Consider the following 14,350-nt stretch of genomic DNA (forward strand, 5'->3'; position numbering starts at 1 on the left):
TAGCAGCGGCTGACTGAGGCCCATCGATGGGGCCCGGACAGCAGAAGAACGGAGTCTCAGCTGTTCAGCTCAGGGGTCGATCCGCTGTGGCCAGGGGTTCGCTGCTCAATTGGCAACAAACTCCTAGCGCCCGTCGCTCAACCAACCCTCCTTTGGGGTCAAGGGGATACGGGTTGATGGCCGGCTCATGCCTTTGTGAGTAGGGCCTCGATCAACCGGCAGCACCCCTGCACGTCGCTCGCGCGCTCTACCCCGGCGGCGAGCGAGCAGAAGAAGTCGTGCCACACCGGCGGCACCGCCAGCAGAATCAGCGGCCGGCCGCCATTGAGCGCATGGGCGGCTTCCGAGGCAGTGCCGGGGCCGCCGCCCCCGCAGACCACCACCACATCGGCGCTGAGCACGTTGATCACGTTGCGGGCCTTGCCCATGCCGGTGAACAGGGCCAGATCCAGGTCTGCTGTGTTCTGCCTGTGGTCACCGCTCCCTTCATCGGGCAGCACCCCCACCACCAGGTGTCCCTCCACCCGAGCCGCGCCGCGGCTGGCCGCTGCCATCACCCCCGCCGGGCGGCCACCGGTGAGCAGCACCCAACCCCTTGCGCTGATGCACTCGCCTAGCTCCTCGGCCATGACCACAGCCTCAGCGGAGGCGCCATCCCCCGCACCCATCACACCCACCACCGGTCGCCGGCTGCTCATGCCACCTCCGGACACCAGCCCCGCTGGCGCGTCATGTCGTCCGTCCAACCCTGACAGCGGTGAGTGAGGTACTCGCCCTGGGCAAGCAGGCCCTGGTGCAGCTGGCAGGTGAGCAGCGGGATGCAGTTCACCCCGGCGTGGTGGCGAAAGCAATGATCCGTACGAGTAGACACACTGCCTTAGGGTGGTACTCACTGCTCACCCATGCCCAGCCGCCGTCCGTTCGCCTATCTGCGTGTCTCCACCGACGACGCGCATCAGGACACCTCCCTTGAGCGCCAGTTCAGTGCCGCCGTCCGCTGTGGTGTCGCTGAGCCCGACATCCTCATCGAGCGCGAATCCGGACGCAACTCCGCCCGCCCTCAGTGGCAGCGGCTGCAGGAGTTGATCCGCGCCGGGGAGGTGAGCACCGTCTGGGCTGATCGAAACGATCGGCTGGCTCGTGACCTGTTCGAGGCTCGGGCCTTCTTCGCTACCTGCGCCCGTCACCGGACGGAGTGGAAGTTCTTCTCTGAACCCTGGCTGAACAGCGATGCACCGGAAGCGGCCGAGATCCGCGATCGCGCCGCCTACGACGCCGAGTGCGAATCACGCCGGATCGGCGCCCGTGTCCGGCGGCACTACGAGCACGTCCGCTCACTTGGTGTTCCGGTTGCCCGCCGCGCCCCACTGGGCCTGCAGCTGGAAGGGCGGGGAGAGGCCAAGCGCTACGTGCTCGACAACAGACCATTAGCCGGAAGCGTCTCCGTGGCTGATGCCGCCCGTCACCTGATCAGCGACTACCTGGACGCCCGCACCATGTACACCGGCCTACTGCGCTGGCGGGCCTGGCTCAAGGAGCTCAAGCCGATCCATGAGGCCAAGGTGCATGCAGCGGCGATGGCATTCAGTCCCGACGGTGCTGGCGACTGGCTGGAACTGTGCGCCGCTGAATTGCAGGGCCATGTCACCTTGCGACGCCGCAAGGTGCTCCCGGCCGAACTCGGCCAGAAACCAAAGACCCGCCGGATGCCCTGGCCCGAGTGGGAGCTGGCCCGTGATCGCCATGAGGCCCTGATCGAGCCGGCTACCGCGAGGAAGGTCCTCCACCTGCTGGCTGAGAACAGCAACAAGGGCCGTGCTCGCGCCACTGCCAACGAGGCCCGCTCCAATGGCGCGATCTTCCCGAGCTTTGCCCGCTTCTGTGTCTGCGGCACCTGCGGCAGCGCCGTGGTGATGCAGGGTTCAAGGCAGCCCAGAACCCCCGGGCGGCCGCCGCATCGGTCCTTCCGCTGCCGCAACGCCAACCCGATGCAGAACCGCTGCTGGGAGCCCGGCATCGGCGAGAAGAAACTGATTTATCAGTTGATGCCGCTGTTGGTGGCGGAGGCCGAGCGGGTTTCGGCGCTGATGGTCGGCGGCGCTCCGTTGAAGGAGACGGTGATTGACCCGGCGCTGGTGACGCAGCTGGAGCAGACCCGAGCACTGGCCGTCACCACCGGATTGCCCGAACTGCGATCCGCCGTGGTGGCCCTGGAGTCGAAACTGGCTGCCTCTGCCGCCACCGTCCGGCAGTCGGTGGAAGTGGAGCAAGGACGCAAGGCAGCAGCTGAGCGGCTGGCGCATCTCCTGCCAACCATCGGGCCTGACCTCTACACCAGTGCCGCGGTACGGCGGCAGGTGATGGCTGCGATCGAGCGGATCGAAGTCCGGGGTGGGGAGATCGTGAACGTCACCCTGGCCGGGGCATGAAGGTGCCCCGCGATGGGATCCATCAAGTTCCTCGACACATGGAGCAACTCGCCTTGCGTTAAGGAAGCTCTGATCAAGACGGCTTAATCCAAGCAACCTAGTCTCACTCTCGTCGCTGAAACGATACTGAGCAGATTTTGCGCGCTTTGCTCACAACAATCCTCGCTGAGACCTTCGGACACTCTCCACTGTGCGGTTTGCCTTGATTTCTGGATGATTGCCGGACAGCCGCTGCAGGGATCCTCCAAATACAGCGCATCGATCCTGGCCATGATCCGCAGCGTCGACTCCCGCCCTGGTGTCGGCGGCCTGCGCTACAACCGCTTTCACACCACTGCCCTCTGCTCGCCGGCGCGGCAGGCGCTGTTGACCGGCCGCAACCACCACACTGTTGGGATGGGGGGGATTACCGAGATCGCCAGCGGCGCTCCTGGCTATTGCTCAGTGCTGCCGAACACCTGCGCGCCACTCGCCCGCACTCTCAAGCTCAATGGTTACGCCACGGCGCAATTCGGCAAGTGCCATGAGGTGCCGGTCTGGGAGAGCAGCCCGGTCGGCCCATTCGATGCCTGGCCCACCGGCGGCGGTGGCTTTGAATACTTCTACGGCTTCATCGGCGGCGAGGCGAATCAGTGGTACCCCACCTTGTACGAAGGCACCACACCGGTGGAGCCGAAGACGAGCCCTGAACAGGGGTATCACTTCATGGACGACATGACCGACAAGGCCATGAAGTGGGCCGGGCAACAGAAGTCACTCACGCCCGACAAGCCATTCTTCATGTATTTCGCGCCGGGTGCCACCCACGCGCCCCATCACGTGCCCAAGGAATGGGCCGACAAGTACAAGGGTCAGTTCGATGCCGGCTGGGACCAGCTGCGCGAGGAGACTTTCGCGCGGCAGATGCAACTCGGTGTAATCCCGGCCGACAGCCAGCTGACGGCCCGCCACAAGGAGATCCCATCCTGGGATTCCATGCCGGAGGACCTCAAGCCGGTGCTGCGCCGCCAGATGGAGGTGTATGCCGGATTCATGGAGTACACCGACCACCATGTGGGTCGTCTGCTGGATTCACTTAAAGCTCGGCGTGCTTGACGACACGCTCGTTTATTACATCATTGGCGACAACGGCGCCTCGGCCGAGGGCACGCTGAACGGCACCTATAACGAGATGCTGAACTTCAACGGCATGGCAGCTGTGGAGACGCCCGAGTTCCTCAGCGCACGGATCGACAAATTGGGCGGGCCCGAGTCTTACAACCACTACGCGGTGGGCTGGGCCCATGCTATGAACACGCCCTACCAGTGGACCAAGCAGGTGGCCTCTCACTGGGGAGGTACCCGCAACGGCACGATCGTGCACTGGCCGAAGGGAATCGACGGCAAGGGTGAACAGCGCACGCAGTTTCACCATGTGATCGACGTGGCACCGACGATTCTCGAGGCCGCTGGTCTACCCGAACCCATCTCGGTGAATGGGGCGAAACAGAAGCCGATCGCGGGGGTGAGCATGCTCTATTCCTTCAACGATGTCAAGGCGTCGGAACGGCGGGAGACGCAGTATTTCGAGATGTTTGGGAACCGGGGCATCTATCACAAGGGCTGGACCGCTGTTTCTCGCCACAAGACTCCCTGGATTCTGATCGGAGAGAAGACTCCCGCATTCGATGACGACATCTGGGAGCTTTATGACACCACCAGTGACTGGACCCAGGCCAATGATCTATCCAAGCAGTACCCGGAGAAGCTCCACGAACTGCAGCGCCTCTGGCTGATCGAGGCCGTGCGCTACAACGTTTTACCGATGGACGATGATCTGGTGCACGACTGAATCCGGATACCGCTGGCCGGCCGGTCCTGATCAGGGGCAACAGCCAGATCCTGTTTGGCGGTATGGGGCGTCTGTCGGAGAACTGCGTGATCAGCATCAAGAACAGGAGCCACTCCGTCACAGCTGAGATTGAGGTACCTCTCGCCGGAGCCGAGGGTGTGATCATCGCCCAGGGCGCCAATATTGGCGGCTGGAGTCTCTACGCCAAAGATGGCAAACTCAAGTACTGCTACAACCTCGGTGGGGTGAAGCACTTCTTCGTGGAGAGCAGCGGCTCGATCCCTACTGGTGAGCATCAGGTGCGGATGGAGTTTGCCTACGCCGGCGGCGGTTTGGGTAAGGGCGGGCAGGTGAGTTTGTATGTGGATGGGCAGAAGGTGGGTGAAGGGAGCGTTGCCATGACCCTGGCGATGGTGTTCTCCGCTGATGATGGTTGCGACGTCGGCGAGGACAGCGGAGCCCCCGTCTCTCCCGACTACGGCCCCCGCGGCAATGCCTTCAATGGTCGTGTCAAGGGGGTGCAAATTGCGATCGCTGATGCCGCCGAAACGGCGGATCATCGGGTCTCACCGGAAGATGCCCTTCGCGTCGCGATGGGCCGTCAGTGAGCTAATCCCCCTCTCCCCAATCCCAGCACATCGAGGGCCTCTCAAGGCCCTCGAGCTGATCGCCTCAGGCATCGAGATCTGGGACTCCAACGTGGTCACGTTCTCTCTGAGATTCAAGTCAGCCGATCAGTCTAACCAGTCGATCGGTGGTTTCTCCTAGGGAGAGAGAGGGGGGAAGTTTTTTATGGGCAGTTGACCCCACTCTTGAGTGCTTTGTGGGCCGCGATCAGCGGCTGAGCCCTCTCCTTCAAGGTGGTGGCGGCCTGCTCAAGCGTCATGGAGCTGTCTTTCTTGATCGCCCGAATCTCACCGCGGAAGTCTTTGCCCTGCTGCTCGAACTGGGCGTAGCGAATCTTCTCGAGTTTCGTTTCAGAAGCTGCCAGTGCCCTCATCGAATCCCGTAGCTCTTTGCGCACCTTCTGGGCCTCACCCACGGTCGACTGCGGGGTGAGGGCGTCCGCCATCTCAAGGGCCTGGCCGACGCGCTCCAGCTGGGTGCAGATCTTCTTCTCGACCTTCAGCTCAGTCTTCTGGCTGTTCTGCTGGCAACCAGCGGCCATAAGGCTGAAACCGAGAGCCAGGGTGATGGGAAAGGACAGCCGCATGATGGCAACATCACAAAACGTTCATACTGAACACTAGATCGGCCCCGGCACCTCGCCAACCAGGAGCACTCTCAGCTTAAGACTCAGGAAACGACTTATTGAGATCTTTGTGCTGTTGCCCCAAGTGGCTCCACTGCAGGAATCTGGCCGTAGGAAAGGCCTGACCACATGCACAGATCTGGGTTGGGCGAATTGCACGGCTGTGGAGCAGAACCCCCGGCACATTCTGTTTGACCAGCGGACGAAGGATCTGCCGCGGTCCTGAACGTTCAACGCTGCAGCAACCAGCGCAGAAACGAGAGCCCAAGGATCAGGCCGATGCCCCCATTCCAGATCAGCGAGGGCCGACGGGTTAACCGCTCAAGCCGGGGCGGCAGGTTCCTGCTCCGAGGCTCCAACAACAGGCTGACCCGCTATGGGGTCAGCACCGCTGCAAAGCTTGGAGCGATGACAATCAAGGCCAGCCTGGCTGGTACCCGGAGCTGAGATGAGCAACAGGCGACCGGGTGTGGGCGTGATGGGTGCGGGAAATGGTGCTTCGGCGGAAGCCATGCGGCTGGCGGATCAGCTCGGGGAGTGCATCAGCGCCAGAGGGTGGGTGCTGCTCACCGGTGGCCGCCCAGCGGGGGTGATGGCAGCGGCCAGCCGGGGAGCGTTGCGGGTGGGGGGGCACCTGGTGGTGGGGGTGCTGCCCAATGAAGGGAACGGTGACGACAGACAAAGGACAGCGGACCTTGATCTGGCCCTCTTCGCCGGCATGGGCAAGGCCCGCAATGTGATCAACGTGCTCAGCGCCGATGTGGTGGTGGTCTGCGGGGGCGGCGGCCCCGGCACGGCCTCAGAAGCCGCCCATGCGCTCAACGGCGGCCGGCCGCTGGTCCTGCTGGCTGTGCCTGCGCTGTGGCGCGACTTCTTCTGCTCGCTCTCCGAAGGGGTGGAGATCGCGAGCGACGTGCAGGAGTGCTGCCGGTTGATCGAGGCCCGACTCACAGAGGCATGAGTCGGCCATCACCGCGTGTCCCCCTGACCCCGCAGGAGGGTTGGCTGAGCGACGGCCGCCAGGTGCTGCGCTTTGGCCCGACCCGCTGGAAGCGATTTGTGCAACGGCTGGAGATCACCAGCAGCGAGCTGCTACCCGGCCATGAGATTCCATTGCTAAACAAGAGACAGGAGTTGAGCCGGACTGGCCAGCGTCAGGAGAGCTGAAAGCAGCCAAGCAGAGCCTCTCATTTCGATTCCTTGGATGACATGGATTCAGGAATCGGATTCGTGCGCCTGCACCACCGCTGGCGGCTTGCAGCCGCCTGCGGTGGTGCATTCAGGCCACTACTTGGCGCCCGCGTTGTATTGGTAGTTGCCTTCGAACTGGTCGAGAACGACGGTGTTGGGCGGGTTGGAGTCGGAGGCGGCCGTCAGAACCATCTCCTTATCCAGTTTGCGTGATCTGAACTGCCATCCCTTCGGCAAGGTCAAGCGCTTGCCCAGGGTGGGCAGGTTTTCGATGGTGTTCTTGGGGTCGGCCTTCAGGGACAGGCTGAACATGGTGTAGACGGCGCCCTCGGGAGTGATCAGCTCATACACCGTTTCGCCCGCATTGAAGATCATGCGACTGTCACGCTTGGAGACCAACGGCTTGTAGGCCACCGGCGGTCCGGAAACGAACGTGTCGAAACTCGGGACAACGAAGGTGCCGTCCAGGTTCAAGGGGATCCCGGCGATCACTTTCTGCCTGCAGCCATCCCAGGCCGACGCGGTGATGGTGTTCGCCACCAGACGCCGCGGGCCATTGAAGAAGATCCCGTCGCCCCCGAACTCCTTCTTCAAGGTCTTCGCCTTCAGAGCGCGGAAGCGCGCGTCCATCGCGTCGTTGGGGGCGGGAAGGGCGTTGCTCAGAGAGTTGAAGTAGTTGCCGATCCCGCCGCCGTTGGGCTGGCGGAACATGAACAAAATCTCGTAGAAGGCCTTGCCGCGCCAGTTCTCAGCCTTGATCGGGCAGGGATTCGTCAGGTTGACGATCGGTCCGGCTGCCGGTTTGGCTTGGGCTTGTGCCTTGGAGTGCCCGCCCACCGAAGCGACCAGCGCGGCAGCGGTGAAGAAGGCAGGCAAGACGTGATGAATGAACTTCATGACCGGTACGTTCGATGGCTTGGTTGAGGTGAATCGAGAGAGCAAATGGCAATGAGCGCTTATCAGAGACCGAGATGAACGAATCCGATCATTGCGCCTGCAGTACCGCCGGCGGCTTCCAGCTGCCTTTGCCGGGGGGCAGGATCGACGGAGGGGTGGCCTTCGGCCAGTAAAGGCGCATCACCATGTAGATCGGGCCATCAGGCGCGGGCAGCCAGTTGGCTTCCTTCCCTTTGCCAGGCGAATCCTTCTGGATGAGCAGCGTGAGCGATCCGTCCGCGTTCCGCTTCATTGCGGGCAGCATCGGCGAATTGATCAAGTAGCGGTTGATCGGGTTGTCGATCAGCAACTGCGTCTTGCCGTCGTACATCGTCACCGACCAGAACGAATTCACTGGCGGCAACTGGTCCTTGGCAAACGTCAAGGTATAGCGATGTTTGCTTCCGTCCAGCACGGCTCCGGTGTTGTCGGTCTTGGCAAACGGATACATGGCCTCTGCGGCGTCATTGCCATAGATCCCGGCCAGCGCGGCGGCGGCGCGCAGCTCGTAGTCGCCCTTATAGAAGGCGCGGTCGCCGAAGGATGAACCGACCAGCCAGCCGTTGATGTTTTTGCCGATCTGATCACGCCGCTTCTGGATCGCCTCGTAGGCCTGCTTCATAGCCAGACCCACTGCTGCCTTGTGTTCGGGCGAGAGGTTCTTGAAGTTGAAGGTCTTGCCCGGGCCGATGCCGATGCTGGCGAACCTGGCGCGCAGATCCTTCTCTTCCGGTACCACGGGCGCAAACTGCAGCAGGAAGTCGAGCGTGGCCGCGAAGTCGCTCTGGAACGGTCCCTGTCCGACGAAAGGCGGGAAGTCGATGACCGGCGCAGCGGGTGGCGCCGGCTGCTTCAGGAAGGCCGACAGCGGCTCGGCGCGGATGCCGGCCTGCACCTTCTTCACATTGCCGATGTCGGCGGCATTGAAGAGCTGGGTGCGGAAGATCAGCAGGCTGAACTGCGTCTCCGAGCGGAACACCTTGGCGATGCCTTCGGGCTTGTTACCCTTCCAGTCTGGGCCGGCGACCAGATAGCAGCCCGCTCCGTTGCCGGTGGTGCGGCTGCCGACGTAGCCGTAGTTGAACGAATACAGGTCGGCCAGTTGCACCGAAAAGTAGCGACCCTTCTCGACCTCGGGCACGCAGAACACCACCGGCTCGGCGCGCAGGTCGGCCTGGATCATCGAATAGGGCGTGTCTGAGTTGGGCGTTGGAATGGCCGTGTCTTTGGGGGTGAAGGTCTTGGCGTCGTTCCAGACCTGGTTGAAGCCGGCCTTGAACTGCGGCGACCCCTTGTCGACGTTGAACTCATACATCGCCTTATAGGCAGCGATCATCGGGAAGCCATAGATGTAAGCCTGCTCGGCAATACGCTTGGTTTCCTCGATGCTGTGCGCAGGGACGCCGGCCGTTACGTTCTGCTTACCCGCCTGGCTTACGGCGTCATCGCTCTTCCCATAGGCGGCGAGCGCCGGCACCGGTGCGAGCAGTAAGCAGATCAGTCCCGCTTGGAAAGCGACGTTTGCGGCGCGAATGTTCGAGTGTCTCATCGCCAGTGGCCCCATCCAATAAGAAAAACGGCTCGAACCATCATAGGTCTAGACAGAAAGATCACCATAGTTTGGCCAAAAAGGCGGCGCAGAGATACGGATAAAGCCAAATCATGGTTGTCAAACCAACGACTCCTTAACCTGAGTACGCTCTTCCTGGCTGCAGGCTGAGACAGGACTCATTCGTTAACTATCGAGGCCTTCACTTCAACCGAGCCATCGCCACATTGCACGAGGCGGCCTGTGGGATTGGCGACCAGATTTCCGAGTACAAGCTGGGGATCCGCTGGACGGATCTGGCCCGGCTGAAGGTTCATGCAGATGATCGTGGTGATCTTGGGGTTTTGCTTGGGGGTAAGAAAGGCAGCTCCCACTTAGGCATTGAGCTGGCCCAGCTTGGCCCCCTGGGCCGGGATCACGTAGCTGTAGGCGGCTTCGGTTGTGGTGCGCACGGCATAGTCGAAGCTGGCGGGCAGGGTGATGCCGAAATCCTGCTGGATGTTCGAGACCGTGGCTCGAAAGGCTCCATTCCTCTGAAAGTAGGTACGTTGCCCTTCGCTCATCTTGGCGACGGCCCTGAGGGCAGCCTTCTGATCTGGAGTTGCCGGAAGCTGAGCCTTGGCAGGCAGATCTGCCACCTTGCCCGCACCCAGCAACAGGACGAAGATCGCCATTGACCTCAGCATGGTCTGGCTAAAGACAGGGTGCATGAAAGGCCTGCGCTGAGGGTGTCAATCCGACAAAGTTACCAGCAGAAAGGCCAAGTGATTCGCTTGGCAGTGGATGGACTTGAGCCGGAGTGCGCGCTCTCCAGCAAACCTTCGTCACCGCTACCACACCTCCCTAGAGAGGGCTGGCTGAGCGACTGCCGCCAGGTGCTGCGCTTCCGCCCGACCCGCTGGGAGCGCACCTACCAGCGGTTGGAGATCACTTGCGGCGAACTGCTTCCCCGCGAGCCGGTGCCGCTGCTCAAGAACCGCCGGGAGATCAGCCGGGATAAAGCGTTGAAGCTCTGGGGCGAAAAGGTGAAGGCTGGGTGGGTGCCGTGCCCTACGCAGCTGTGATCACCGCCGCCTTCCAGCTCTTGAATCGAATGTCTCAACTCTTTCGGGTGCACCGTTTTCGCGACTGCGATCTCCTGGATCGTCTTGCGGCCACTGATCGCCTCCATGGCGACCCTGGCCTTGAACTCGGGACTGTGGGTGCGGCGTTTGCTCATGGCTGGGAGCCCCTTTGAGTGGCGGTGCCCCGCCTGAGAGGTTAACGATGGGGCCTTCCAGAAAAGCCAAACCACCTCAGAGGGAGCTGTTTGTGACAGCTGTGCTTTTGGTTACATCGGCACTGGTCGGATCTGCTGAAAGTGAATAGGCTCTCGCTGAAGGGTTCAATCCCTGATGACATCCTTCCGTCTCTTTCGTGAAGGGCAGCCGGCGATCGCCACGTTCGATCGTTTGCGCTGCCGTTTCCTGGCCGGTATCCGCCAACCACAACTCCAGCGCTCGGCCGTCTGGATGCTGGCGGCCGGGGCCGGCCTGCTGCCCCTGATGGCTGGATCCGCGCATGCCGCGCTGAGCAAGGTGCCCACCAACGGGGCCGATACCTTGCTGATGTTGATGGGCTCGGCGTTGGTGCTGTTGATGACACCGGGGTTGGCGTTCTTTTACGGGGGTTTCACAAGAGCCAAGAACGTGCTCAACACGATGATGATGAGCTTCTTCATGATGGGGCTGATCGGGGTCGTCTGGGTCGTCATCGGTTACAGCCTGTCCTTCGGAACGGGCTTCAAGAGCCCATTCATCGGTGGCCTCGAATTCTTCATGCTGAACGGAGTAGGTGGCCCCCTGGGTGATGCTCCGCTGGCCGATGGTTTCTCGATCAGCGCCACCAGCTTCGTTCTCTTTCAAGGCATGTTCGCCATAATTACACCTGCGCTGATCAGTGGCGCTCTGGTGGAGCGCATCAACTTCAAGGCCTGGTTCTGGTTCTGTCTGCTCTGGAGCTTGCTGATCTACACCCCAATGGCACATATGGTCTGGGGTGGTGGCTATCTGGGGCCCCTTGGTGCTATTGGGGCAATTGATTTTGCGGGCGGTACGGTGGTTCATATAGCCTCAGGAGTTGCCGCCTTGGTGTCGGCGGCGATCATTGGATCCCGTACCGACTGGCCAGCCAACAAGCGCCCGCCCCACAACGTTCCCTACATCCTGCTGGGCTCGGGTCTGCTCTGGTTCGGCTGGTTCGGCTTCAACGGGGCCAGCTATTTCGCAGCTTCTGCCGCTGGTCTTTCGTTCCTCACCACCACCACATCAGCCTCGGCGGGTCTGCTCACCTTCTGCTTGATCGAATGGTTCAAAGACGGCAAACCCACTGCTGTGGGTGCAGCCACCGGCGCCGTGGCCGGCCTTGTGGGCATCACTCCCGCCGCCGGCTTTGTATACATGGGACCGTCCCTGCTGATCGGGGCGCTCACCGCCATCGCCTGCTTCATCGCCATCCGCGTGAAGGTGGCGATCGTGTTCGATGATGCCCTCGACACCTTCATGGTTCATGGGGTCGGTGGCACGGTTGGGGCGCTGCTCACCGGTCTGCTGGCGGCACCGGCCTTGGTGCCGGCCGATTACTTTCCGCTTTCTGCCGAGATTCTAAAAACCGGGGGAAACTGGGGTCTGTTCGTGGCCCAGTTCAAGGCGGTGATCATCACCTACGGCTTCGTGGGTATGGGCACGGCGTTGATCCTGCTGATCCTTGGCCGCTTCATGAGTCTGCGGGTCTCTCCGGTCGATGAAGACCGGGGTCTGGATTTCATCGCTCATGGCGAAGAGGCTTACGATCCGATGATGAGTTGATCAAGCCTGGCGAAGGCCTTGTCTAGGTTGATTGTTCCAGTGCTTCGGCTTCAACCTTGACCAACGGCTCTGCGTGGGGAACAACACGTCAAGGTCTTCGTCGACTGCTGATTGGCGATCCCCTGCCCACCAGCGCCCACGCCGAGGAGAGGCTGAGCAATGGCGAAGCCCTGGCGATCCTCAGCTCCGACGCCCTCTCCTCGGTGGCCTATGCCACCCAGGAGATCGTGTTGGTGCTCAGCCTGGCGGGTGCTGCCGCCCTCAGCGAAACGGTGCCGATAACCGGGCTGATCGTGGCGCTGATGCTCGTGGTGGCGATCAGCTACCGCCAGACCATCAAGGCCTATCCCCAAGGCGGGGGCTCCTACAGGGTGTCCCACGACAATCTGGGGGTGGTGCCCGGCCTGATCGCCGGGGCCTCACTGGCCATTGACTACGTCCTCACCGTCTCGGTGAGTGTGGCGGCCGGTATTGCCGCCATCACCTCCTACTTGCCGGCCCTGGCCCAGGAGCGAATTCCGCTCAGCCTGCTGGCAGTGGGTTTGCTGATGCTGGTGAATCTGCGCGGGGTGCGTTCCAGCGCACGCCTGCTCAGCCTGCCCACATTCCTGTTCATGGGAATGGTGGTCACCCTGGTGGTCCTGGGACTGGTGAAGCTCAGGCTTGGGCTGCTGCCACCGCTCGACGCCGCTGCCCAGACCCGTCAGCTGGCGGAGGTTCACGGCGGGGAGCTGGCGGCCCTGGGCCCGGTGCTGCTGATGCGCGCCTTCAGTTCCGGTTGCGCCGCACTCACCGGCATCGAGGCCATCAGCGACAGCGTGATGGTTTTTCGGCCTGTGGAATGGCGCAATGCGCGCCGTGTGCTGACTGGGATGGTGATCGTGCTGGCAGTGATGTTCAGCGGCATCAGTGTGCTGGCCAGTCAGTTGGGCCTTGTGTATGTGGAAAACGGCCCCACGCTTCTGTATCAGCTGGGGGCCCGGGTGTTCGACAACGGCCTGCTGCTCACGGTGCTGCAGCTCAGCACGCTGTTGATCCTGCTGCTCGCGGCCAACACCGCATACGCCGATTTCCCCCGCCTGGCTGCTTTCCTGGCCCAGGACGGCTACATGCCCCGCCAGCTCGCCTCTCTGGGCGACCGGTTGGTGTTCAGCAACGGCATCGCCCTGCTCAGTGGATTCGCCACGGTGCTCCTGGTGTTGTTCGAGGGGAGCGTGACCCGTCTGATTCCCCTCTACGCCGTAGGGGTGTTCACCAGCTTCACCCTTTCCCAGGCGGGCATGGTGATGCACTGGTGGAAGGAGCGGCGTGCCGGTTGGTTGGGCAAGGCCCTGATCAACGCGCTGGGCTGCCTGGTCACGGCGGTGGTATGCGCGGTTCTGCTCTACAGCAAATTCAGCCACGGCGCCTGGGTGATCGTGGTGGCGGTGCCCCTGCTGGTGGCGCTCCTGCTCACGATCAAGAGCCACTACCGGCTGGTGGCCCGCCGCTTGCGGTTGTCTGCGGAGGTGCGTCTGAAACTGCCGGAACCCCTTCGGGAGGGTGGCTCGCCCGTGGTGGTGCTGGTGGGACACCTGCACCGTGGCAGTTTTGAGGCCCTGCGCTACGCCCGCACAATCGCCGACACCCTGGTGGCGGTGCATGTGGACCTCGGCGACGGCCGGGCCGAGGCTTTTCAGGAACAATGGAAGCGCCAGCTGCCGGAAGTGGAGCTGGTGATCCTGGCTTCGCCTTATCGCTCCTTGATCGATCCTGTCAAGGACTTCATTCACCAGTTCGAGCGTGATAACCGCAAGGATGGGGACCACTTCTGCACCGTGGTGTTGCCGGTGTTCGTGACCCGGCACCGATGGCAGAATCTGCTGCACAACCAGTCCACCTACTTTTTGCGCAATGCCCTGCGCCGGGAGGGAACACGCGTTGTGACCACGGTTGGTTTCTATCTATGAGTTGACGTGGTGCCATAATCTAACTACAGTTAATCAGTCCCTCCGTGGCTTTGTTGCTTCGTGAAATATACTCACAAAGTTTCTTGCTCGATTGAGTTCGAATTCGAGTCAGATCTGCAAGACTGGCACTCCGCTCTTGATGATGTCATTGTCGAGGAAATTCCCTTGAAAGATCTCGCCACTACCTAAAAATGGGAGTGGTTTGAAGAGCAGGCGCCTGGCAGTCTTGATGATTATCTTGGGACTCCTGAAAAAGAGCGGCAGCCAAAACCGGTCTTGGAGCGGCAGGGGATGCGCTATTGCGGAGCCCACAAATCTGGCTATGCGGTGACCGGCAAATCATCCCACTTGGGAGATGGACCATTGC

General features: G+C 61.9%; 13 protein-coding genes and 2 pseudogenes. 8 read left to right on the forward strand and 7 right to left on the reverse strand.

The features are described from left to right. Window positions 1-185 precede the first annotated feature (185 nt). Window positions 186-698 (reverse strand): hypothetical protein, encoded by a 513-nt coding sequence (locus KBY93_RS14935; protein ID WP_255095223.1) that lies wholly within the window; start codon window positions 696-698, stop codon window positions 186-188. Then, window positions 695-871 (reverse strand): hypothetical protein, encoded by a 177-nt coding sequence (locus KBY93_RS14940; RefSeq protein WP_255095224.1) that lies wholly within the window; start codon window positions 869-871, stop codon window positions 695-697. Before KBY93_RS14940 ends, KBY93_RS14935 begins: the two co-directional genes overlap by 4 nt. A 31-nt stretch (window positions 872-902) precedes the next feature. Here KBY93_RS14940 and KBY93_RS14945 point away from each other — a divergent pair, with 31 nt between their 5' ends. The 3 genes and pseudogenes from KBY93_RS14945 to KBY93_RS16220 all read left to right on the forward strand — a co-directional run bounded on the left by KBY93_RS14945 (window position 903) and on the right by KBY93_RS16220 (window position 4,868). Beyond that, the gene (locus tag KBY93_RS14945) at window positions 903-2,429 is read left to right on the forward strand and encodes a recombinase family protein (RefSeq protein ID WP_255095225.1); all 1,527 of its coding nucleotides are present in this window, start codon (window positions 903-905) and stop codon (window positions 2,427-2,429) included. A 270-nt stretch (window positions 2,430-2,699) separates the two neighbouring features. After that, a pseudogene (locus KBY93_RS16325) lies at window positions 2,700-4,260 on the forward strand (arylsulfatase). Between the two features lie 62 nt (window positions 4,261-4,322). Further along, entirely contained in the window at window positions 4,323-4,868 is a 546-nt protein-coding gene (locus KBY93_RS16220; RefSeq protein WP_315856425.1) for a hypothetical protein, read from the forward strand. Between the two features lie 182 nt (window positions 4,869-5,050). Here KBY93_RS16220 and KBY93_RS14955 read toward each other — a convergent pair whose 3' ends face one another. Next, window positions 5,051-5,473, reverse strand: coding sequence for a hypothetical protein (locus tag KBY93_RS14955; RefSeq protein ID WP_255095226.1), 423 nt, complete (start codon window positions 5,471-5,473; stop codon window positions 5,051-5,053). Between the two features lie 487 nt (window positions 5,474-5,960). Here KBY93_RS14955 and KBY93_RS14960 point away from each other — a divergent pair, with 487 nt between their 5' ends. Both KBY93_RS14960 and KBY93_RS14965 read left to right on the forward strand, forming a co-directional pair. Then, the gene (locus KBY93_RS14960) at window positions 5,961-6,473 is read left to right on the forward strand and encodes a hypothetical protein (protein WP_255095227.1); all 513 of its coding nucleotides are present in this window, start codon (window positions 5,961-5,963) and stop codon (window positions 6,471-6,473) included. Beyond that, complete coding sequence (locus KBY93_RS14965; protein WP_255095228.1) at window positions 6,470-6,679, forward strand: DUF1651 domain-containing protein; 210 nt, start codon at window positions 6,470-6,472, stop codon at window positions 6,677-6,679. Before KBY93_RS14960 ends, KBY93_RS14965 begins: the two co-directional genes overlap by 4 nt. A 120-nt stretch (window positions 6,680-6,799) precedes the next feature. Here KBY93_RS14965 and KBY93_RS14970 read toward each other — a convergent pair whose 3' ends face one another. The 3 genes from KBY93_RS14970 to KBY93_RS14980 form a co-directional block, all read right to left on the reverse strand. After that, window positions 6,800-7,600 (reverse strand): hypothetical protein, encoded by an 801-nt coding sequence (locus KBY93_RS14970; protein ID WP_255095229.1) that lies wholly within the window; start codon window positions 7,598-7,600, stop codon window positions 6,800-6,802. Between the two features lie 88 nt (window positions 7,601-7,688). Beyond that, on the reverse strand, window positions 7,689-9,116 hold the full coding sequence (locus KBY93_RS14975) for a DUF1254 domain-containing protein (protein WP_255095230.1): 1,428 nt from the start codon (window positions 9,114-9,116) through the stop codon (window positions 7,689-7,691). 446 nt (window positions 9,117-9,562) lie between these two features. After that, the gene (locus KBY93_RS14980; RefSeq protein ID WP_255095231.1) at window positions 9,563-9,898 is read right to left on the reverse strand and encodes a hypothetical protein; all 336 of its coding nucleotides are present in this window, start codon (window positions 9,896-9,898) and stop codon (window positions 9,563-9,565) included. A 165-nt stretch (window positions 9,899-10,063) separates the two neighbouring features. Between KBY93_RS14980 and KBY93_RS16225 the strand changes: the two genes are divergently transcribed. After that, a complete protein-coding gene (locus KBY93_RS16225; RefSeq protein WP_255095234.1) occupies window positions 10,064-10,252 on the forward strand; it encodes a DUF1651 domain-containing protein in 189 nt (62 codons plus the stop codon). A 61-nt stretch (window positions 10,253-10,313) separates the two neighbouring features. Here KBY93_RS16225 and KBY93_RS14990 read toward each other — a convergent pair. Beyond that, window positions 10,314-10,407 (reverse strand): annotated as a pseudogene (locus tag KBY93_RS14990) (hypothetical protein); the annotation flags it as partial. A gap of 175 nt (window positions 10,408-10,582) precedes the next feature. Between KBY93_RS14990 and KBY93_RS14995 the strand changes: the two are divergent. Then, complete coding sequence (locus tag KBY93_RS14995; RefSeq protein WP_255095232.1) at window positions 10,583-12,034, forward strand: ammonium transporter; 1,452 nt, start codon at window positions 10,583-10,585, stop codon at window positions 12,032-12,034. Window positions 12,035-12,090: 56 nt separating this feature from the next. Beyond that, window positions 12,091-13,983, forward strand: coding sequence for an APC family permease (locus KBY93_RS15000; protein ID WP_255095233.1), 1,893 nt, complete (start codon window positions 12,091-12,093; stop codon window positions 13,981-13,983). The last annotated feature ends 367 nt before the right edge of the window (window positions 13,984-14,350 follow it).

The organism is Synechococcus sp. J7-Johnson, from assembly GCF_024345795.1.
In the GTDB taxonomy this organism is placed as follows: Bacteria; Cyanobacteriota; Cyanobacteriia; order PCC-6307; family Cyanobiaceae; genus Regnicoccus_A.

What these genes read in the sequence shown, in the direction of transcription:
- KBY93_RS14935 (WP_255095223.1), bottom strand. Translation starts at nt 698, where the DNA reads ATGAGCAGCCGGCGACCGGTGGTGGGTGTGATGGGTGCGGGGGATGGC.
- KBY93_RS14945 (WP_255095225.1), top strand. Translation starts at nt 903, where the DNA reads ATGCCCAGCCGCCGTCCGTTCGCCTATCTGCGTGTCTCCACCGACGAC.
- KBY93_RS16220 (WP_315856425.1), top strand. Translation starts at nt 4,323, where the DNA reads ATGGGGCGTCTGTCGGAGAACTGCGTGATCAGCATCAAGAACAGGAGC.
- KBY93_RS14955 (WP_255095226.1), bottom strand. Translation starts at nt 5,473, where the DNA reads ATGCGGCTGTCCTTTCCCATCACCCTGGCTCTCGGTTTCAGCCTTATG.
- KBY93_RS14960 (WP_255095227.1), top strand. Translation starts at nt 5,961, where the DNA reads ATGAGCAACAGGCGACCGGGTGTGGGCGTGATGGGTGCGGGAAATGGT.
- KBY93_RS14965 (WP_255095228.1), top strand. Translation starts at nt 6,470, where the DNA reads ATGAGTCGGCCATCACCGCGTGTCCCCCTGACCCCGCAGGAGGGTTGG.
- KBY93_RS14970 (WP_255095229.1), bottom strand. Translation starts at nt 7,600, where the DNA reads ATGAAGTTCATTCATCACGTCTTGCCTGCCTTCTTCACCGCTGCCGCG.
- KBY93_RS14980 (WP_255095231.1), bottom strand. Translation starts at nt 9,898, where the DNA reads ATGCACCCTGTCTTTAGCCAGACCATGCTGAGGTCAATGGCGATCTTC.
- KBY93_RS14995 (WP_255095232.1), top strand. Translation starts at nt 10,583, where the DNA reads ATGACATCCTTCCGTCTCTTTCGTGAAGGGCAGCCGGCGATCGCCACG.